Origin of the sequence: Treponema berlinense (assembly GCF_052273165.1) — a bacterium.
In the GTDB taxonomy this organism is placed as follows: domain Bacteria; phylum Spirochaetota; class Spirochaetia; order Treponematales; family Treponemataceae; genus Treponema_D; species Treponema_D berlinense_A.
In genome coordinates, this window is record NZ_DAVZIU010000002.1 from 72,593 (window position 1) to 93,266 (window position 20,674).

A 20,674-nucleotide genomic window follows, 5' to 3' on the forward strand; every position below is an offset into this window, starting at 1 on the left:
TGATTTTTAGCATTTTATACAATTATTTATGAATATCAAGGTTCCGTTTTGACCAAGTACGCACATCATAAACTTCAATGTCGGAAATCTCTTTCCAGCGGAATTCAGGCTCTTTGACAGGAAAAGGCGGAGCTGAAGGCGGATGACGGCGCTGATTGTTTTTTTCGGCAATATTTAAAATCTGTTCATAATTTCCAGTTCCAGGAACATAGACAAGATATTCTTTTCCATAAGCGTAAATTTTTTTGTCGTCATCGGTAATAAAATTAACTGGAAAATTTTCAATTTTTTTTACATTGCGGATTTTTGAACTTCGTCCCGTTGTGCAGGTGTAAAGATTTCCAGCAGCCTGAATAAATTTTGGAAGGCTGAAGGTTTTTTCTTCATCAAAAAGTTCGGCACGGTCTTCGGATTCTTCCATTTGAGAAAGCCAGTAACGAACAGGATAAAAATTCTTGCCGTCCACGACATAGCTTAAAAGTTCATTTTTTATAACAGGAGGTGAAATAGTAATTCCAGAAGCAGCGGAAAAATCTTTTAAGAAAAAAACTTCTGTATCTAAAACAGAAAAATTATTTTTTGACAGTGGATTTTCCTGATTAAAAATTTCACTGGAAATAACAGGATTTTCATAAAAGGTTTCGCGTATAAAAAAATTAAGGAAGATTTTTCCGTCAACGACTGCAAGAGGAATATAAACATAATCCTTTAGCGCAGGATATTTTATCCTTAACTCGAAGGCAGCCGCCGTTTTTGAAGAATTTTCAAAAATCGTCTTAAAGTCTATCGAGATGTTTTCTGGATGAATTGCGCTCGTATTGTTTCTGTCCCGGCTTGAAATTTGGGCAAACTGTCCGCTTTCTGCTGCACGGTCGTCATACCACTGGTAAAAGACACGAAGTACGCAAGCAAAAGAGGAAGTTTTTCCAGAAAAAAGCAAAAGTCTGTCACTCCCCTGCCAAACGCCTTCAAGCAAGGCTGGAACTTCCGAAGAATATTCTGAAAAATGAGAATAGTCGCGTCCATAAGAAGAAAAAACAGCGACAAAAAAAAACAAAAGAAAAGTAACTTTCTTCACATAAAAATTATAAATAAAAAAAAAGAATTTTTCTATAAGAAGTTGATGCCGGAAGATTTTTGCCAGAACGGTTTGTGTAAATTTTGCCTGATTTTTTTGCGTTAAGGATAGGAGCACCTGCGGAGCAGTTCCGAAACGAAGTGAAGGAATGAACCGCGAAGACGGTGAAGTGCGAATAGCCTGCCCCTTGCAAAACTTTAGTTTTGCAAGGGAACGCCCTGAAACAAAATCTGTTTTGCTTATTTTTTTTCGGAAAACAGTTTTTTGATTTCTTTTTTGTAGATTTCGGAAATTGAATGGCGCATAAGTTCGTGCTTTGCGTTGATTTCTTTTCCGAGCTGAAAACTCTGGTGCAAAAGTCCAAACTTAAAAATGCGTTCACAGGTGCGGAAACCAGTTTTTGCATTTACGCGCATGTCGATTTCGGTGCGGAAAACATTTTGAATTTCGTTTGTTTCGAGAAGATTCTCGTAATTGTCGTAAAAAATTGAGTTTTCCTCTGCGTAAGCAATTACATTTGCCTGGTCTGGACAAATAAGCGCAGCTATGTATTTTTGATCCTGTCCAAGGACAACGCAGCGTTCAACAAGAGGGGAAGCGTTTACTGCATTTTCGATTACAACAGGTTCGATGTTTTCGCCGCCGAGAAGGACAATCGTGTCTTTTGCACGGCCGACAATTTTTAATTCCTTGTCGCAACTTATCATGCCGAGGTCGCCAGTGTTGAGCCAGCCGTCTTTGTCGATGATTTTTTCTGTCAAATCTGGACGCTTGTAGTATCCTTTCATTACCTGACGGCCTTTTACCATTACAAGACCGCGTTTGCCTGGTTTGAGGGGTTTTGAATCAACCGGCTGTCCGTTTTTTTCTTTTACGATTTTGACCTCGTTGCTAGGAAAAATCTGACCAACATTGTTTGATCGCGGCTTTTTTGAATTGCAAACTGAAAGAACTGGAGATGTTTCTGTCATGCCGTAGCCTTCCATAAGTTTAAATCCGATTGCATGAAAAAAACTCTCGGTAGAAGGCTGAAGCGCGCCTCCGCCAGAAATTGCAGCCCGCATTTTTCCGCCAAATTTTGCACGCAATTTTTTAAAAACAAGTTTTTCGGCTGCAAAACGAGGAATCCATAAGATAATATACGGAAGAATTCCGAGCAAAGTGTCCAAAAAGCGCGGATACCAGTGATAGCGGCATCTTAAGCCAAAAACAAGTTCTTTTGCCTTGTAAAACTGTTTGCCGATAAATACCGCCGTGTTAAATTCCCACTGACGGATTCCGCTCTGTTTTTTGATTTCGCGGAAAAGTCCCTGTGCAACCGACTCCCAAAGGCGTGGAACGGCATTCATCCATTGAGGCTGAATAAGAGCCATGTCGCTGAGCATTACGGAAACAATCGGCTTTGAATAGGCAAATCCGCCTTCCATTGCAACAACCATATAGCAGAATGCGCGCTCAAAACTGTGCCAGATTGGAAGAACAGTAAGCCACATGTCGCCTCTCTGCATAAGTCCAAGACAGTGATGCGCAACTTCGCACTGTGCAATAAAATTGTCGTGAGTAAGCTGAACTCCTTTTGGAACGCCTGTCGTGCCGGAAGTAAAAATAATCGTTGCCGTATCGTCTGGAGAAATAGTTTCCATTGAATCTTCCAGCTCTTTCCATTCCTCTTTTGTAATTTCCACACCAGAACTTTCCAAAAAGTGGTAGTTTACGACTTCAATTCCGAAAGATTTTGCCTTTTCGACCAGCTTTTCATCCGGATAGTCAAAAAGAACCGCTGTCTTTAAAAGAGGAACTTCCTCGACTTTTTCGAGAACTTTTTCAAGCTGTCTGCCATTTTCAAAAAAACTCACTTTACATTCGGTAAAATTCAGGATAAAGCGAATTTCAACGCCCATTGAATCGCAGCCGCGAGGAACGTCGATTGCGCCGAGAGTTAAAAGCGCATAGTCGGCAATGAGCCATTCGCGGCGGTTGTCGCTCATAAGTCCAACATGCTCGCCACGTTTAATTCCGAGTTTTTTAAGGCTGTGCGCCATTTCCAGAACGTGCTGATAAACCTGGGAATAACTGTAGCGAACAAAAACTCCGCTCTTATTCTTTACGGCCTGCAAAGTCAAGTTCGGATTTTTTTTAGTTTTTTCTCTAAGAAGAATCGGAAGGTTTTTTCCGAGTGTTTTGTCAAATGTAGTATCAGGGAAAATTTTTTCAATCATAATAATATGACATTATCACAAAATATGTCATTTTGACAAGTAAAATGTTTTGACATATAAAAACAAAAAAAGACATCAGATGATTTTTTCAAACTGATGCCTTGTCCACATTTTTGTAATTCACTTTTTTTTTAATCAACAAGCTCTTTAAGCGAGAGAACCGCGTTTTTGCAGCAGTCAGGACATTCGCAAAGAACTTTTCCTGTTGAAAGGCCTTTTAGCTCATGGCAGAGAGTTGCGCCGCATTTTTCCTTAAAGTCCGAAAGTATTTTTTTTGCGGCAACTGGAGTTCCTTTTCCTCCGGTCAAAAAACCTGCAACCATTACGGCTCCGATTAAGGCGCCACAGGTTGCTTCCATACAACCCATTCCAACGGCAAAACCAGCACCGATTTTCATCAAATCGCCAGAAGAAACCGGAAGCCTGTCTTCAAAGACTTTCAGTACAGACTGAGTGCAGTTGCATTGTCCCGTCGCCTTTAATTCGGCCGCTTTTTGAGCGCGTTCTTCTAAATTCATTATGTCTCCTATAAAACTTCGCGTTAGCGGTGAGTGCGGATGGCGAAAATCACAATTTGTAAAAGCTTCGCTTGAGCAAACTGTAACTGCGGAATAATAGCACAAAATTCAAAAAAATACATCACACAAAAAAGATTTCACAAGGCTTGAAAATCGGATATAAAAATTGAAAAAAAAACTTCAAAACCTTACTGAAACAATTTTTAATGGAACAAGATTTTTTTTTCTGTTATATTGGTTTTTATGGTTACATATTTGGGAAAACTTGGCGAGCTTACTTTAAAAGGCTCCAATTTAAAATCATTTGAAAAGCTTTTGGTTCAAAACGCAAAATCTTATCTTCTGTCGGTAGAAGCAAAAGTTCACTTGAATTTTGGCAGACTTTATATAGAATGTGATGAAAGCGCCTGTCCTGCCGTTGAATTTACGCTCAACCATTTGACAGGAATTACAGGCTGGGCGAAGGCCGAAGTCTGCGACAAAAACCTTGAATCAATTCAAAAAAAAGTTCTGGAACTTGCAGAATCAGAAAAAAAACGCGGTGCTAAAACTTTTAAAATCGAAGCAAAAAGAAGCGACAAAAGTTTTGAACTTGACAGTTACGGAATTATGCGTGAAGCTGGAAATCTAGTCTACGAACAAAAACTTCTTGACGTAGATGTACATTCGCCAGACGTTATTTTTACCGTGGAAGTGCGTGACAAAGTTTACGTTTATTCGGATTCAAAAAAAGGCTGCCGCGGACTTCCTGTCGGCTGTTCGGGAAAAGGACTTTTACTTTTGAGCGGCGGGCTTGACAGTCCAGTTGCTGGTTACAGAATGATTCGCCGTGGAATGACGGTTGAATGCGTTTATTTTCACTCATATCCTTACACTTCCGAAGAAGCACAGAAAAAAGTCGAAAAACTTGCAGAAATTGTAAGCGGCTATGGAATAAGGCTGCACTTAAACACAATTCCTTTTACGCAGGTTCAAATGCAGATTAAGAAAAAATCTCCGGAAAATTATACAACTCTTATGCTCCGCATGTGCATGATGAAAGTTGCAACTATGCTCGCAAAAAGAATCGGCGCTGACTGCCTTATCACCGGCGAAAGCCTCGGTCAAGTTGCAAGCCAGACGGTCGAAAATATGGCTGTGACAGAATCTGCCTGCGGACTTCCGCTTTTAAGGCCTCTCGTGGGTCTGGACAAAGAAGAAATCATTGCAACAGCAAGAGAAATCGGCACTTACGAAACTTCAATCCTGCCTTACGAAGACTGCTGCGTGCTTTTTAGTCCAAAACATCCAGTTCTGCGCGCTCCGCTTAACGAAGCCCAGGAAATTTTTAAAAGCCTCGAAGTCGACTCTCTTATCGAAGAAGCGTTCAACAACAGGGAACTTATGAGATTTGAAGCTACAGGATTTGTTGCCCAAAACTGGGGAACAAAAGAAAATACAGAAAAACTCTCAAAAGACCACGCCGTTTTGATTCCAAGGGAAAAATAACTTTCCTCAAAAATCCAACTTTTTAAGTTTTATAAGGGGAGAAGTCTCTCCCCTCGCGGCAAACTTCGTAAGCCGCTCCCCTCTCTGCGGGGACACCCCGCAACGCCCCGGTTCTAATACGTATATCTAAAACCTAGCCTAAAATAGTGATTTACCCTGTCGGTTAAATTTTCAATCCATTCTCTCTTTTGCCTAGCGGCTTCTTCCTTAGCTTCTGCATAAAGCTGGTCTTTTGTAAGTTGCTCTTTTCTATTAAATTTATAATATTCTTTACCTACATTATCTTTACAAGTCTCAAATCCAAGGCCCTCATAAATATTTTTGTTGACCCCGGCATTTTTTACATATTCAAAGGTGTAGCCTGCAAGGAAAGTAAACTGTCCGCCTCTTGTCTTTGGAAGGTCAATTTCGGCGGTAAGTCCAGCCTGCATTACAGCCATTTTGTGGTCAGAAGTCATAAAGCCGAGATTTTCCCAGGCTTGATCGACGTGCGTTCCAGAAGTTCCGTCCGGGTCAGAAAACATCTGATGCATGTAAGCAGAGCCGTCTGTCGCATACTGGCCCTCTTTTGCAAGAACATATTCCGCCGCTTCGTCCTCGTCAAAGGCTTCTGCCGAATTTGCATGACGGATAAAATTCGTTGAAAAACCAAATCTCATAAACGGCTTTGGAGAAAATTCTGCATAAAACGAAACTTTGTCAGAGTTAGGATCAAGCACAGAACCAATATTCACTCCTGCGTTCGTATAATTCTGGCGGTTTGCAGTAGCCCCGGAAATTTCTCCAGAATCGTCGCTTCCGTATTCCCAGTGTGCATAAACATAAGGCAAAACAATTTGATAATTAAGTCCAATTTTTTTGCAAGATGTGTTTGACGGAGCAAAAACAAGACCTGTCTGTCCTGCCACGCGAATTTTTGTGTCAAAATTAAGTTTTACAATGTCGTTCACTTCAATATCATCAACAAAAATATCTGTCGCCCACAAAAGTCCGTTTGCTGGTTTTATATTGAGCACAAGTCCCATTTGCAAATTGTCATTTGCGCCTCCAATATTCTGAATCGGCATGTACGGAACAGGAAAAAGATACGAAAGGTTCATATTCGGACCAAAAACAATGTTTTCGTAATATGAAATATTGATAAAATCGTTAAAGCGGTAATTTATAGAATGAAACGAAAGGTATTTTCCGTCGCTGTGGTCGCTGTATTTATAAGGATTGTTCGTCGTTGCACCAATAATTTCAAAAACAGAAGAATAACTCCACTTTTTTCTAGTTACGTTCATAATAAGGTTTGCAGAATGAAAAGAAGTATCGTTAAGGGCAAGTCCGTCGTTCAAAAATGAACCGTAGCCTGTTTTGCTAAGTCCGGCAATTGCATAGTATTCATTTGTGCCAACAGCAACGTTTGTATTCCAGTCAAGGTAAAGAGCAATCGGACCAATGCTTGAAGAGTCAAACACTGAATCTGGAGCCTTGTTTTTGTAAAGAGGAGCAATATCTTCGTAATCTGTAACTTCCGCATACATTCCAAGGTCGTAGCCAACAGAAATGTACGGATTAAAAACTATTTCTCCGGCAATTCCGCCTTCGCCCTTTACGTTTTTTGTACCTTTGTCGGTTTCTTCCGTCAAGTTTTGTGAAGCCTTGTATTCTCCCTCGCCAGTAGCATAAAGATTCAAAGATTTTCCGAAAATTCTTTCATATTCATAAAGCGCAAATTCGCGGTCATGTTTGTCGCCCTTGTCTATAACTTCTTCGAGAATAGATTTTATAAGGTTTGAAGGATAAGGACGAATCTGCGGAAGAGCCGAAATATAGCCTTTTAATTCCCAGCCCTGAGCTTGAGAATAAAATCTGTCCGTCGGATCTACACTTACCTGAGCAAATGAACAGAACAAACCTGCAAGTAAAACTGCAGAAAGCAAAACTTTTTTCATAAAAATCCTCGTTTTGGAAAATTATATCAGGACATTCCAGTTTTTTATTTTCAAGAATTCCTTAAATAAACATCTCTAACTTAAAACAATTTATAATTTAATCGAACACGCTCCGGCAACTTCAAGTCCAGCGGCTTTTTTTCCTTCTTCGTGTCCCTTGTTGAATATAAACACAAAGGAAGGCTGCAAGACACATTCGATTTTTGACGAAAAATTGTACGTTCCGCGGACTGAAATTCTGTTTACAAACTCAGGAGTTCCGGTCGGAGTTACAAGCGACTGAAGTTCTTTTGCAGTTAATGACGGAAAAACTAAACTATTCCCACTACTTCCAGGATAACACCAGCCGTTAGGATAATCATCATTTGTATGAACTCCGCCCCACAAGTATTTTCCCTCATTTACCATTTTGTCAAATACAGTTGTTCCAGACATTTCGCCTCTTGCCATAAAAAGATAGATAAAGTTCAAAGCCCATTTTTCAGGAACTTCGTATCCCATATTAAGCTCTCCGCTGATTGTGTCAGGACCAAAAGGAGAACCAATCCATTCGTAGAACGGATATTTTTTGTTTCCCATGTTTTCAGCGTATGTGCGAACCAAGGACCAGTTCGGACTTTCCTTTATGTAAAGATACGGCTGGGCATAACTTCCCTCAAGAGCAAACGTAAAACGTCCTTTTGAAACAGGCAGTGTATACCTTCCTCCAAGTTGGCCGCCCATTGCGTTCGGCGTCGTGTCGTCTGGATAATTTGAAGTTTCGTAAGAAGTCTGAAACTGTGTCATGGCAAAAAGTCCGTAGAACTTTAAATTTGAAACAGGAGTAAACTGAAACTTTATGCCAAGATATGCGCCGGTATGGCTTTCCCTGTCATAAGACGACTTATCGCCTTCATCGGGATATTCACGCCACGGCGCCATTCCATGAAAAATCGTAAAAGGATTTAAGTAGCGCAGTTCAACAGGAGCATTTACAAAAATGCCTTCAAGCGCTGTAATTGTCAGTTTCTTAAAAAGCCTTATATCAAACTGATGCGCGTACATATAGCGGTCAACGTTAAACTGGCTTACAATTCCTGTATATTTTATGTCTGGAGAATAAATCGAAAGTTGAGCATAAGAAGCTCCAGTAAGATATTCAGACCAAATCATTGAACCCGTAAGCGTTTTTCCGATATTTCTGGCTCCTTTTCCAATCTGAAAAGAAACTCCTGTCTTTTGTGTCAATCTGTGTCCGATCGAAAAATATGCAGTGTCAGGAAAATTGATGTCGATTGCATCCGCCGAAAAAGGAACATTTGAGTATACGTCATTTTTTACCGCATTGTTTTTATTCATTCCAAGAAGAATATCCATCTTCATTGTGACAAAGTCCGAAACGGTAAATTCTAAAGGAACAAAAATGAATGGCTTGCGCTCATATCGGTCATAAACCCAGTCAATATCGTCATTCGTCTTAGAAAAAATGGAAAGGTTAAAAGAAGGCTCGATTCCAAAGTTTATAAGATCGGATTTTAAGCCGATCTGCTCATATTCAAAATAGTTTTGAATTTTTTTGAGTTCTTCACGGCCGGCTTCGCTCAGCTTAAAAAAATCAATTTCCTGCAAATAAAGTTTTAACTCAGAAATTGAAGCTGGCTCAGAATCTGCAAAATTTACAATTCCGCTTTCCATGCACAGGTTTTCGATTGAGTCGTAAATCCAGTGTCCGGCTTCCACTAGTTCCTGATCTCCGCGGGCAAAAGTAAAAAACGAAATTCCGCAAAAAAGAACAGTTGAAAATAATTTTTTCATAACATTTTTATTCATTTTTTAATCCGTTTTTTTCTGAAATTTTACAGCACGAGCCTTTTCGTAACATTCGACAAGTTTTGGCGTCAAGGAAGAAATTTTCCATTTAGCCCCCCAAGATTTAGCTTCGAGCGATTTTTCTTTTCTGAGATTCTGGTCTTCGAGAAGAAGCTGGACTTTTTGGGCAAATTCATTCACATCGTCTTTTACCATAAATCCGCCATTATCGCCCTGCATTACGTCAACAGTTCCCAATTCTCCGATTGCAACAACAGGAAGACCGCTCAGCATGGCTTCTACAGTAACAAGTCCCTGGGTTTCTGTTTTGCTCGGGAAGGTAAAGACACTTGCCATTCTGTAAAAATATATCAGGTCTTCACCGGGAATGTAACCTGTAAAAAAAACTGAATCCGTCAAATTTTGATTTTCTGCCAACTCCTTGAGTTCTTCAAGATAAGGACCGTTTCCAACAAACAAAACAGCAGTCTTTTTATTCTTTTTTTGAATTTCACGCAGAACATCGAGAAGAAAAGCACAATTTTTTTCTTTTACAATGCGGCCGACAAAAAGAAGGATTTTCTTGCCTTTTATTCCAGGACATTTTGAATAAAGTCTGGAACGAACCGCCATTCCTCGTTTTATAGAATACTTTAATTTTTCTTCGGGAATTCCTGTCGGAAGAATATCAGGCATCTTATCAATTCCGTATCTTGAAACGACAGAAGCAATTCTTTGAGTTGGAGCAATTATTTCGTCAGCGCGCCTAAGATAATATTTTACGATTCCTGCACCGATTTTGCGAAGACTTATATCTGGCAAAAAATTAACGTAATTTGAAAGATAATCTTCCCACATCGTATGAAAGGTAAAAACACAGGGAAGTTTCCGGTGACGCGCGTAAATAGAACCCAAATAGCCGATAGTCCATTCAGAATTCAGGTGAACTACGTCTGGTTTGAATTTATCAAGAGATTTTTTAAGGTAGTGCCAGGTATTCAGACGCACAATGCGGTCTTCCTTCGAAAAAACAACTGAGGTTGAAGGAATACGGAGGATTTTAAAAGGCGCAGTTGCATCGCTTTCTTTTTCGTTAAAAAAAGAGCTTCTCTGCTGTTCCTGAGAATATTCAAGGCAGACAACGCAAACTTCGTGCCCGATTCTTGAAAGCTCAGTGGCAAAAGATTTGACAGAAACAGAAACACCATTGATTCTCGGAAAATAGGCGTCTGTAAACATTGCTATTTTCATAGAATTTATATTTTACTCAATTAAAACGTCAACTTCAAGATGACAGATGACGAACTGTTTTTTGTGCCAGAAATGAAATAAAGCCAACTCTCTTTACAATTTTTTCAAATATTTTTAAAACCGCAGATTTAATGTTTTTAGGATGAATTTTTCCAGAGAATTCTATAAACTTATTTATATGACTTCAGAACAAAAACAGCAGATTTATTCGCTTTTAAAAACCGCAGCAGATTCCATTTTGGGCTACAAATCCAGCAGTTTTAACGAAAATGCTCCGTTATTTAAGGATGATGAAAAAATTCAGCCTCAGGAAAAACAGCAGTCTCAGGAAAAAAAACAGCCTCAAGAAAATACAAAAAACTTAAATCAGATTTTGCCACAGTCAATGCAAAACGTAATCGAAAAAATCGCGCAGTGTACACGTTGTCCGCTTGCAAAAAACCGCCACAACACAGTTCCGGGAACGGGAGTTTCTTCTCCATTTGTTCTTGTAATCGGCGAAGGACCTGGTTTTGAAGAAGATATGCAGGGGCTTCCATTTGTAGGACCAGCTGGACAACTTTTAGACAAAATGCTTGCCGCAATCAATTTGAGCCGAATTTCAAACGTTTACATTGCAAATATCGTAAAGTGTCGTCCGCCTCAAAATCGAAATCCTTACCCTGAAGAAGCAGATGCGTGTTCTTCTTTTTTGCAGGCGCAGATTGCGCTTTTAAAACCAAAGGCAATTCTCTGCGTAGGAACAGTTGCTGCAAAAAACCTTTTAAAGACCGAATTTGGAGTTACAAAACTTCGCGGACAGTTTTTTGAATATCAAAATATTCCCGTCGGCGTAACTTACCATCCAAGCGCGCTTTTGAGAGACATTTCACTTAAAAGACTTGCCTGGGAAGACTTGAAGTTTTTTAAGACAAAACTGCTTGAATTAAACCCAGGCTACGAAAGCCAATATATTCCATACGTAAAACAATAAAAAATGGCAAAATATCTTCAGGTTGCGCTAAACGTTCCCTTAAACCAGACATTCACTTACCTCAACATAGAACCTTCCGAAATTTCGAGAATCGGATGCAGGGTTGAAATAAAATTCGGAGCACGAAAAACAAAAGGCTGCGTCGTAGGCGAATTGGAAAATCTTCCGCCAGATTTTCCAATCGAAGAATCAAAAATTCGTCCAATTACAAAAATTATTGACGAAAAGCCACTTTTAACTCCAGAATTGATTGAACTTGCATTCTGGGTTTCAAAATATTACATCTGCGCAATCGGTGAAGCAGTAAGCGCCATGCTGCCTTCTGCAAAACGCGAAACCGATGCCGGCGGATTTTCGTTCGTAGATGAAATTTCTTCGGAAAAACCAGTTGTTTTGAGCGAAGAACAGGAAAAAGTCGTAAAAGAAATTCTTTTGTCAGAAACAAAGACAAACCTTCACTATCTTTACGGGCCGACAGGCACTGGCAAGACGGAAGTTTTTCTTCAATGCGCACAAAAAATCCTTGACCAAAAAAAAGGCGTAATCTACCTTGTACCGGAAATCGGCCTTACACAGCAAGTTATCGAAGCTGTCGTAAAAAGATTTGGTCAGACGGTGGCTGTTCTTCATTCTGGTCTAACTCCAAGCCAAAAATTAAGTGAATACCACAGAATATTAAAACAAGAAGCACGGGTCGTAATCGGTGCACGAAGCGCAGTCTTTGCTCCAGTTCCAGACCTCGGCCTTATAATAATCGACGAAGAGCACGACGGCTCTTACAAATCTGGCTCAACTCCGCGCTACCATGCAAGACAGGTTGCAATGTACCGTTGCAAAAAACAGAAAATTCCTCTTGTAATGGGTTCTGCGACACCTAGCGTTGAAGCCTGGTATCTTATGAATACAAAGACAATCGCTAGACACACACTCTCAAAACGCCTCGCTGGCGGAAAAATGCCTCAAATCAAAACAGTCGACCTAAAAAACGAACCCGCCGACACACTCTGCATTTCCCGCGAGCTTGAGCACGAAATAAACCAGACCCTTGCAGAAAAAAAACAGACAATTCTATTTTTAAACCGCCGCGGATTCACCCACTTTTACCGCTGCCGCTCCTGCGGATTTGAATTAAAATGCAAAAACTGCTCTGTAAGCCTTACCTACCACAAGACAGAAAACCGTCTTCGTTGCCATTACTGCGGCTGGAACACAACACCACCACAACAGTGTCCGCAATGTGGCTCTCTTGATGCAGGCTATTCGGGCTTTGGAACTGAATTTATCGAATCCGAAGTAAAGGCAAAATTTCCGAATGCAAGAATCGTACGCTTAGACACAGATAACCTTACAAGAAAAGGCGAGTTGCAGGAAAAAATCAACGCCTTTAAAAACAACGAATACGACATTATGCTCGGAACCCAGATGGTCGCAAAAGGACTCAACTTTCCAAACTTAAAACTGGTCGGAGTAATTCTTGCAGACACAGCCCTTCATCTGCCGGATTTCCGCTCAGCAGAGCGCACGTTTTCACTCATAACGCAGGTTGCCGGCCGGGCAGGAAGATTTTTTCCAGATGGCAAAGTCATTGTACAGACATATTCGCCAGAACGCGAGCCGATTCTCTTTTCGGTAAACAATCAAACGCAAAAGTTCTACGAAATGGAAATAAATAACCGCCGGATGCTCAATTTTCCGCCTTTTTGTCGCCTTGTCCGTCTGGTTTTCAGAGCGCCGACAGAAAAACAGGCAGTCGAAGCCGCAGAAGGAGCGTCATCAATTCTCAGAAACGAACTTTACGCCCTTTACGACCAGAAAATCTCGCCTAATTTTACTCAGGAACAAAAAAACAAGGTCGCTTCTACAGAAATTCTCGGTCCAGCCGAATGTCCGCTTTCAAAAATCTCAGGAAGTTTCCGCTGGCAACTTATCTTAAAAGGACAGGACATAACAATTCTTCAAAAAACAGCCTCAAACCTTTTTTATAACTATTCGCGCCCCACAGACGTCTATATCGAAACCGACGTTGATCCTGTAAATCTTCTTTAATTTTTGGGCGCCACCCGCTTTTGCGGGTCGGAGTATTACGGGCTTCGGTGCCCTCGGTGCTTTGCACCAGCTTCGCTGCCCTCCATATTCCTGGCGCGAAAAAAAACTCAAATATGACGCCTAATTCCGTCAAATTTTATTTCGTGCAAAAAAAGTCCCTTTGCCGGAGCCGTTGGACCTGCATTTTTTCGTTCTTTGCTTTCCAAAATTTTCTTAAAAAACTCAGCATCTTTCCCCATCCGCTCAAAATAAATCAGGCTTCCTGTAATCGAGCGGACCATTTTCCATAAAAAGGCATTCGCTTCAATTTGAAAAACAAGATTTTCACCTTCGTAAAAAAAATGCGCATCATCAATATAACGGAACATCGAAACACTCTGATCGCCAGCCGCGGCAAAAGTCGAACAGTCAATTTCGCCATGCAGACATTCGGCCATCTTATTCAATTTTTCAATATCTGGTCTGTAATGAATCGGCCAAACATATCTCATCTGGCTTGCAAAAGGTTTTCCTGTATTTATAAAATACCTGTAAACACGGCTTGTTGCATTTCTTCTGGCAGAAAAATCCTCGTCAACCACCCTTGCCTCCATAATCCGCACGTCGTTTGGCAAAAAACAGTTTAAAGCTACAGGATATTTTTCTACTGGAATCGAATCCACTGGAGAATAAAAATTCGCTGCCTGCGCAAAAGCATGGACTCCGCTGTCAGTTCTTCCAGAACCTTGCAAAGAAATTTTTTGCTTATGAAGTTTTTCCAGCGCATCTTCCACAGTCTGCTGGACAGTTCTGACAGCTTTTCCCTTATCTGCAAAATCTTGCCGCTGCCAGCCACAAAAATCGGTTCCGTCATAAGAAATAGTCAAAAGTATATTACGCAAAATAACCGCCTTTTTTTCGCAAATTGAATTTTCAAAAAACTCTATTCATCGTCAACCGAAATAACGTTGGCTTCGTTTAAGGTTGCTGTCAGTTTGTCGTAAAGGTCACGAGATTTTTCCAAAAGCGGTCCTGGTTTTGATTTTGAAGATTTTCCAAGTCCAAAAATTCGGGCAATAGAACGTTTGTTTGCATCAAGCTTTTTATAGCGCATCTGCATGTCTTCTTTTTGTCCATATTTGTATTCCAAAAGTGAATTAAGATAGATTACGCCGTCATAACCGTAATTTTTGTCTATGTCAGGTCCAAAATTCGTAATTTTTGCAATCGTTTCGATTCTCTGAGTTTCGTTAATCAAAGTCTGCTCGTAAAAAAACTGGGCTTTTCTGTAAAAAACTTCGGCCGCATAGTCATAATTATGCTCAGGAACAATTTTCTGCAAATCGCGGCAAATCCATGCCAAACGAAGCGAAATTATCGCCCTTTTCATTGTCGGCGCATACGAAAGATCCACTTTTTCGTAAGACAGAAGCGCAAGATAATACATTGCCGCTCCGTCAAGAAGGTTTCGTTCTCTCGTCAATTCATAATAAGGAAACATATTGTTTACAATTTCTTTGCGGTTCTTACTATCCGCTAAAAGCGCATTGAGAGAATTATTATCCTGAATTTCTTCAAAATCGCTCCAAAAAAGCGCAGTATGGCATTTTGGGCAGGCTCCGATTGAATAAATCACTGGATAAATCTGACCGTATTTTGCAGAAGGTTCAAAAACGCGGTGCAGTTCGTCAGTCAGTTCTCCGGCAATCATTCGTCCAGAACCAGAAAGCATTTCCTCACGCTCAAAATTGTTCTGGCAGACCGGGCAATGGCATCTGTTTTTTGACCAATAGGAAATCTTTGGCTTTTTTCCAGGATTTTCAACTTTTTTTGAACTGCGGTACAACATAGATTCTCCAGATTTTTATTTTATAAAAGTATTTTAACTCAATTTTTCGATTATAACAAAAGCAACTGCATATTCTTTTTCGTGGCTTATAGAAAGCTGAATATTGATGTCTTTTCCTATTTTGGCTTCAATATTTTTTTTAGTTTTTTCTCCAAATTCAAAAAACGGTTTTCCGGCTTTATCCTTGGCAACATAAAAATCATTCAAGCTCAGGCCGGTAAAACCTGTTCCCATGGCCTTGGAAAAAGCCTCTTTTGCAGCAAAACGGGCAGCATAGTGACGGCAGGCTGCTCCTTCATTTTGATTAAAATCACCAGAAAACTGCTCATTTTCGTTAAAAAAACGCAAAAACAGATCTGGTTTTTTGAGCCATTTTTCAAACCTTCTTACTTCGCAAATGTCCGTTCCAATTCCGTAAACCATTATTCGCCTGACTGTCCGCCTGTCAATTCAATTTTTTCTGGAAGAATTTCATTCACCGGAGACGTAATCACATCGCCAACTTTCTCTTCAAGCTCATCTACTACCTTAATTTTTTCGACGGCAACTTTTATTTTTTTAGGAGAAAAATCCTGAACTGTAAATTTTGCAGGAACTGACGCTTTTACATCAAGCTCATAAACTCCAGGCTCAGAAATTTCCGACGCATTTACAAAAAGCGTCCCCTGAGAAACGCTGAATTTTTCTAAATCGACCAGATTTCCACTTAAATTCAAAATTCCAGAATTTTTTTGAGATGAAACTACAAATTCTTTCGACAAAGATTTTACTTCTATCGTCTCAACAGAAAAACTTTTTTCCGAAACGACAGGCGCAATTTCGACCGTAACCGTAAGTTTTTCTTCACTATTTTTAAATCTTAAATACGAGCCTGGATTTTCTGGCAAAACAGGGGAAGCAAAACTTTTATCCGCATTTTTTACAGAAACAGCCTTTGTCTGAAGTCTCGTGCAGTTTTGAACCATTGAACGCGGGCCTGTAAGTTCAACTGTATCTGGTTTTACAGTAATGTTTTTTATCTCATAGCCAGGCGCAGGACTTCCGTTTATTAGAGGCAAAACCGGCACAAAGGCTGAAATTTTTTCCTCAACTTTTAAATTGACTTCCTGAGGCGAAACTGTAACTTCAAGTGTATCCAACAAAAGGGCCTGCTGAGGAAGCTCAACAAGAACAGGAAGTTTGTAAACTCCGTCTTTTGGCAAATAATTCAGGTCAAGATAGGCGGAAAAGTTATTTTTTTGAAGAGAAGCAATATCTTCGGTCTTCCCTTTTAACTTGATTTTTACATTTGCAGGATATGGACTTACTGGCACAATTCCTGAACCGTTTTTTATTTTTAATGGAACTGTAAAAGACCTGGAATCTTGAAGAGAAAGCGTATAAAAAACGTAAATACATATTGCAAGCAGAACACAACTCGCTTTTACCGGCCAGTTTTCCGTAATTTTTTCAATAAAGTCCTTTATTTTCATCAATTGTGTCCTCTATCGTTTTTTGCGCAGGTGTCATTTCCAACAGTTTTTCAAGCTGTTTTGTAATCTGATTCGGGTTCAAATCGTAGTGAAGCTGGCTGTCGTAAGCAAGGGAAACCGCTCCCGACTCTTCTGAAACGACAAGAACAACGGCATCGCTTATTTCGCTCATTCCGAGGGCGGCACGGTGTCTTGTTCCGAATGTTTTTTTTATATCATATTGCTCGCTCAAAGGCAAAAAACAGCCTGCGGCGATTATTTTTCCGTTCTGAACGACGCAGGCGGCGTCATGCAAAGGCGTGTCATGACCAAAAATCGTCACAAGAAGAGCGCTTGAAAGGTCTGCGTCAAGACGTGTTCCAGTTTCGATGATGTCATCAATTTTGGTATGGCGTGTAAAAACAACGAGCATGCCTCTCTTCATTTTTGAAAGCATTTCGGCGGCAATGATTACGGTATCGACATAAGTATGCCTTGAGCGGTTTCCAAAAGTGAACCACTGGCTCTGTCCAAGCTTTAAGAAAACCTTTCTAAGTTCCGGCTGGAATACAATCGCAAAACAGACAACAAGTCCAGGAGCAAGTTTTTGAAGAACCCATAGCAGCATTGAAAGATGAAGCAAAAGCGCCACAGCATAGGCCATTGCAACGACAATTGCGGCTTTTATTATCTGAAGGGCATTCGTTTTTACAATTATTTCGTATGCCTTGTACAAAATAAAGGCCATTACACCAATATCTAAAAACGGCCGTATAAAATCATAAATATGAAGAAGATTTTCAAATTCGTTCAATCTATACTCCAATTCCTTTTAAAACATTCAGAGAATCCACAGCTTCTTTTACATCGTGCACGCGGACAAGAGTTGCTCCGTTCATAACGGCAATCAAATCCGCCGCAACAGTTCCAATCATTCTGTCCTGAATTTCACTGTTGCAAAGCTGACCGATTACAGTTTTTCGAGAAAGAGCCATTAAAACCGGATATTTTGAATCGCACAGCTGTCCGCATCTTCTGATTAAAGTGCAGTTGTCCGTCATATTCTTTCCAAAACCGATTCCTGGATCAACGATAATCTTATCAGAAGAAATGCCCTGCTTTAAAGCGTATTCAACTCTCTGACGCAAATAAAGGTCAACTTCCTTAAAAATATCCTGATATTCGGTATTGTTCTGCATAACGTCTGGAGTTGAACGCTTGTGCATTAAAATTACAGGAATTTTTGATTCCGCGCACAGTCTTGCAAGTTTTTCATCATCTTCAAGGGCGGAAACATCGTTCAAAATGTCAGCACCTTCGTCAAGGCAGGCTTTCATGACAGAATATTTTCTCGTATCTATCGAAACGGGAATATCTGAATGACGGCGGATTTCGCTCAAAACCGGAATAAGCCTTTTTATCTGCTCATCTTCACTCACATAATGAGAGCCAGGTCTTGTAGATTCTGCGCCAAGGTCAATAATATCCGCGCCCTGCTCAATCTGTTCAAGAGCCAGCTGAGTCCCGCCACGACTTCCTTCCCAAAATGAATCTGGAGTCGCATTTACAATTCCCATTACGAAAGCATTTTTTTCTGTCGTAATCGTCTTATCTGCAAGTTTTAGTGAAATCATTTTCTATAAACCACCTTATAAGCACATTCTGCAAGGCTCCTCGGATCCATTTTTACATCTTCGCAGATTTCGCCACGAGTTCCTTGACTTAAAAATTTTTCCGGCAAAGCATTGACCGCAGTTTTATTAAATCCACGTTTTAACAATTCATATTCAAGCTCTTCACTCACACCGCCATGGCATATTCCGTCTTCAACAAATATAACCGCATCCCGATTTTTTGCATATTCAAAAAGATGATTTACATCAACATTATTTAAAAATCTCAGTGAATAAATATCAGCCTCAATGTTTTCAATCATAAGATTGCGGCTCGCCTGAATCACTTCCGAAAGCATGCTTCCTGTAGAAACAAAAAGAACGGATTTTGACTTTTTCTTTTTTTGAACTGAAACATCTTCCAGCTCATCTTCATCAAACTTCAAGCTCAAGGCAGGCGCAAATTCTTCGCATTTTACGTAAACGCCCTTTCCTTCTTCAATTTTTTGAGAAAAACATTTCAATTCTGTCGGACAAGTCGATTTTGGATAGCGGAGCACAACAGGCCTGTTTTGAGAAAGCGCCCATTCAAGGCAGAGTTTAAAATCAACAGCAGTTGCAGGGGAAAGCATTGTTAAATTCGGAATAGTCCTCAAAAGCACAATATCAAACATGCCCTGGTGAGTTTCTCCATCACTCGGAACAAGTCCTGCCCTGTCTAAACAGAAAACCACCGGAAATTCCGGCAATGCAATATCGTGGATAATCTGGTCGACTGCCCGCTGCATAAAAGTTGAATAAATTGCAACAACAGGCTTTAGTCCGCCAGCCGCAAGTCCAGAAGCAAAAGTTACCGCATGCTCTTCGGCAATTCCAACATCAAAAAATCTTTCCGGAAAACGCCTTGCAAAAGCATCAAGTCCTGTTCCTTTTGCCATTGCCGCCGTAATTGCAGTAATTTTTTTATCTTTTTCCGCAAGCTCAAGCAAAGTCTGGCTAAAACATTCGGTAAAGCTCATCGTATCAAAATGTTCAACTTTTCCGTCAGAAATTAAAAACGGTCCAATTCCATGAAAAGCAGCTGGATCGTTTTCCGCAGGAGAATAACCTTTTCCTTTTTTTGTAACTACGTGAACTACGACTGGTCCTTGAAGTTTTTTCACGTCCTTAAAAACATTTTCTAGTTCACCGATATTGTGTCCATCCAAAGGTCCGACGTATTCAAAACCTAAATCCGTAAAAAAATTATTGCTTAAAAAAAGAGCCTTTAGAGAGCGCTTAAATCTGTAGACAAATTTTCCGATATGCCTGTTTGAATTTGGAATTTTTGAAAGCGCAAGGTCAATTTTGTGTCGAATATTCTGATAAAAACCAGACATCGTAAGTTTGGAAAGATATTTTGAAACAGCTCCAGTATTCTCGCTGATTGACATTTTGTTGTCATTCAAAACAACTATAAGATTTTTTCCAAGTTGGCCTGCATGGTTCATAGCCTCAAGCGCAAGTCCGCCAGTCAAAGAGCCATCGCCGATTACAGCAACAACTTTTCCTTTTTTTTTCTGTAAATTCCAGGCTGTCAAAAGCCCAAGCCCCTGAGAAATCGAAGTAGAAGCGTGACCGTTGTCAAAAAAATCATGTTTACTTTCAGTCCTTCTGGTAAAACCAGAAAGTCCATTTTTTTGCCTTATAGTTGAAAAATCCGTAAAACGACCGGTGAGCATTTTGTGCACATAGCACTGATGGCTTACGTCAAAAATTATCGCATCTTCCGGCGAATTAAAAACCCTGTGAAGCGCAATCGTAAGCTCAACAACACCAAGGTTTGAAGCAAGATGTCCACCGTTTTTTCCTACTACTTCAATAATTTTTTTTCTAATTTCTTCTGAAAGTTTCGGAAGCTGGTCTTCCGGGAGTTTTTTTAAATCATCGGGCGAATTTATTTTGGAAAGCAACATAACAATCTTCTATTATTTTTATTGTAAGACAAAAAAATGATTTTTACAATTTTGAAGAAAAAAAAGACCGCGAAGTAAAAAACTACCGCGGTCTATTCTACGGGCATATATCAAAACACCAAAAAAGATGTTACTTGCTCTTATGCCGATTGCGTCTAAGCATCTTCTTGCGCTTATGTGTAGCCATCTTCTGGCGCTTTCTTTTTTTACCACAAGGCATTATGGGCACTCCTTAATCAAATTAGTATACTAATTATCATCAATTTAAAGTCTTTCGTCAAGAGATTAAAATCGATGTAAATTACTTTTGTTCAATTTTTTTGTATTGAATAGTGTTGTTAAAAACCTGTTTTGCTGCAAGAGATACAACTTTACCATCATTGCGGTCAATTTCTGCATCTTTCATCATTGCCAGCTGATAAGCACGGCGACTTGCTGCGACAGTAATCTCATAAACGTTTCCTGAAAATTTTACAAGCTGTTCCAAAGGAAAAATCATTACACTATCCCCCAAGTTAATATGAAT

At 40.0% G+C, this 20,674-nt stretch carries 17 protein-coding genes; 3 read left to right on the forward strand and 14 right to left on the reverse strand.

Annotation, left to right across the window (positions count from 1 at the left end; translation table 11 throughout):
• Positions 1-22: 22 nt before the first annotated feature.
• The 3 genes from ACT6XC_RS01535 to ACT6XC_RS01545 all read right to left on the reverse strand — a co-directional run bounded on the left by ACT6XC_RS01535 (position 23) and on the right by ACT6XC_RS01545 (position 3,815).
• On the reverse strand, positions 23-1,078 hold the full coding sequence (locus ACT6XC_RS01535) for a hypothetical protein (protein ID WP_443740564.1): 1,056 nt from the start codon (positions 1,076-1,078) through the stop codon (positions 23-25).
• A 239-nt stretch (positions 1,079-1,317) separates the two neighbouring features.
• On the reverse strand, positions 1,318-3,297 hold the full coding sequence (locus ACT6XC_RS01540; protein WP_443740565.1) for an AMP-dependent synthetase/ligase: 1,980 nt from the start codon (positions 3,295-3,297) through the stop codon (positions 1,318-1,320).
• Positions 3,298-3,428: 131 nt separating this feature from the next.
• Positions 3,429-3,815 (reverse strand): C-GCAxxG-C-C family protein, encoded by a 387-nt coding sequence (locus ACT6XC_RS01545; protein WP_443740566.1) that lies wholly within the window; start codon positions 3,813-3,815, stop codon positions 3,429-3,431.
• Between the two features lie 243 nt (positions 3,816-4,058).
• On the opposite strand from ACT6XC_RS01545, the gene thiI reads away from it, so the two are divergent.
• Positions 4,059-5,303, forward strand: coding sequence for a tRNA uracil 4-sulfurtransferase ThiI (thiI, locus tag ACT6XC_RS01550; protein WP_443740567.1), 1,245 nt, complete (start codon positions 4,059-4,061; stop codon positions 5,301-5,303).
• 113 nt (positions 5,304-5,416) lie between these two features.
• On the opposite strand, the gene ACT6XC_RS01555 is transcribed toward thiI, so the two are convergent.
• The 3 genes from ACT6XC_RS01555 to ACT6XC_RS01565 form a co-directional block, all read right to left on the reverse strand.
• Entirely contained in the window at positions 5,417-7,243 is a 1,827-nt protein-coding gene (locus ACT6XC_RS01555; RefSeq protein WP_443740568.1) for a hypothetical protein, read from the reverse strand.
• Positions 7,244-7,333: 90 nt separating this feature from the next.
• Positions 7,334-9,037 (reverse strand): hypothetical protein, encoded by a 1,704-nt coding sequence (locus ACT6XC_RS01560; protein ID WP_443740569.1) that lies wholly within the window; start codon positions 9,035-9,037, stop codon positions 7,334-7,336.
• Between the two features lie 18 nt (positions 9,038-9,055).
• Entirely contained in the window at positions 9,056-10,282 is a 1,227-nt protein-coding gene (locus ACT6XC_RS01565) for a glycosyltransferase (RefSeq protein ID WP_443740570.1), read from the reverse strand.
• 178 nt (positions 10,283-10,460) lie between these two features.
• Between ACT6XC_RS01565 and ACT6XC_RS01570 the strand changes: the two genes are divergently transcribed.
• Positions 10,461-11,255 carry a uracil-DNA glycosylase gene (locus ACT6XC_RS01570; RefSeq protein ID WP_443740571.1) on the forward strand — a complete coding sequence of 265 codons (795 nt, stop codon included), beginning with the start codon at positions 10,461-10,463 and terminating at the stop codon, positions 11,253-11,255.
• A gap of 3 nt (positions 11,256-11,258) precedes the next feature.
• Positions 11,259-13,301, forward strand: a complete 2,043-nt coding sequence (priA, locus tag ACT6XC_RS01575) for a replication restart helicase PriA (RefSeq protein ID WP_443740572.1) — start codon at positions 11,259-11,261, stop codon at positions 13,299-13,301.
• A 107-nt stretch (positions 13,302-13,408) separates the two neighbouring features.
• Here the strand turns inward: priA and truA are convergent, their stop codons facing one another.
• The 8 genes from truA to ACT6XC_RS01615 all read right to left on the reverse strand — a co-directional run bounded on the left by truA (position 13,409) and on the right by ACT6XC_RS01615 (position 20,647).
• Complete coding sequence (truA, locus tag ACT6XC_RS01580; RefSeq protein WP_443740573.1) at positions 13,409-14,182, reverse strand: tRNA pseudouridine(38-40) synthase TruA; 774 nt, start codon at positions 14,180-14,182, stop codon at positions 13,409-13,411.
• 41 nt (positions 14,183-14,223) lie between these two features.
• On the reverse strand, positions 14,224-15,129 hold the full coding sequence (locus tag ACT6XC_RS01585; RefSeq protein WP_078929798.1) for a DUF2225 domain-containing protein: 906 nt from the start codon (positions 15,127-15,129) through the stop codon (positions 14,224-14,226).
• Positions 15,130-15,162: 33 nt separating this feature from the next.
• Positions 15,163-15,552 carry a holo-ACP synthase gene (gene acpS / locus ACT6XC_RS01590; RefSeq protein ID WP_443740574.1) on the reverse strand — a complete coding sequence of 130 codons (390 nt, stop codon included), beginning with the start codon at positions 15,550-15,552 and terminating at the stop codon, positions 15,163-15,165.
• On the reverse strand, positions 15,552-16,601 hold the full coding sequence (locus ACT6XC_RS01595) for a CdaR family protein (RefSeq protein ID WP_443740629.1): 1,050 nt from the start codon (positions 16,599-16,601) through the stop codon (positions 15,552-15,554). Before ACT6XC_RS01595 ends, acpS begins: the two co-directional genes overlap by 1 nt.
• The gene (gene cdaA, locus ACT6XC_RS01600; RefSeq protein ID WP_443737157.1) at positions 16,579-17,394 is read right to left on the reverse strand and encodes a diadenylate cyclase CdaA; all 816 of its coding nucleotides are present in this window, start codon (positions 17,392-17,394) and stop codon (positions 16,579-16,581) included. The genes ACT6XC_RS01595 and cdaA overlap by 23 nt, the downstream gene beginning before the upstream one ends.
• Before the next feature lies 1 nt (position 17,395).
• On the reverse strand, positions 17,396-18,214 hold the full coding sequence (folP, locus tag ACT6XC_RS01605) for a dihydropteroate synthase (RefSeq protein ID WP_443740575.1): 819 nt from the start codon (positions 18,212-18,214) through the stop codon (positions 17,396-17,398).
• On the reverse strand, positions 18,211-20,148 hold the full coding sequence (dxs, locus tag ACT6XC_RS01610; RefSeq protein ID WP_443740576.1) for a 1-deoxy-D-xylulose-5-phosphate synthase: 1,938 nt from the start codon (positions 20,146-20,148) through the stop codon (positions 18,211-18,213). The genes folP and dxs overlap by 4 nt, the downstream gene beginning before the upstream one ends.
• Positions 20,149-20,449: 301 nt before the next feature.
• Complete coding sequence (locus tag ACT6XC_RS01615; protein WP_443740577.1) at positions 20,450-20,647, reverse strand: DNA-directed RNA polymerase subunit omega; 198 nt, start codon at positions 20,645-20,647, stop codon at positions 20,450-20,452.
• Between the last annotated feature and the right edge of the window lie 27 nt (positions 20,648-20,674).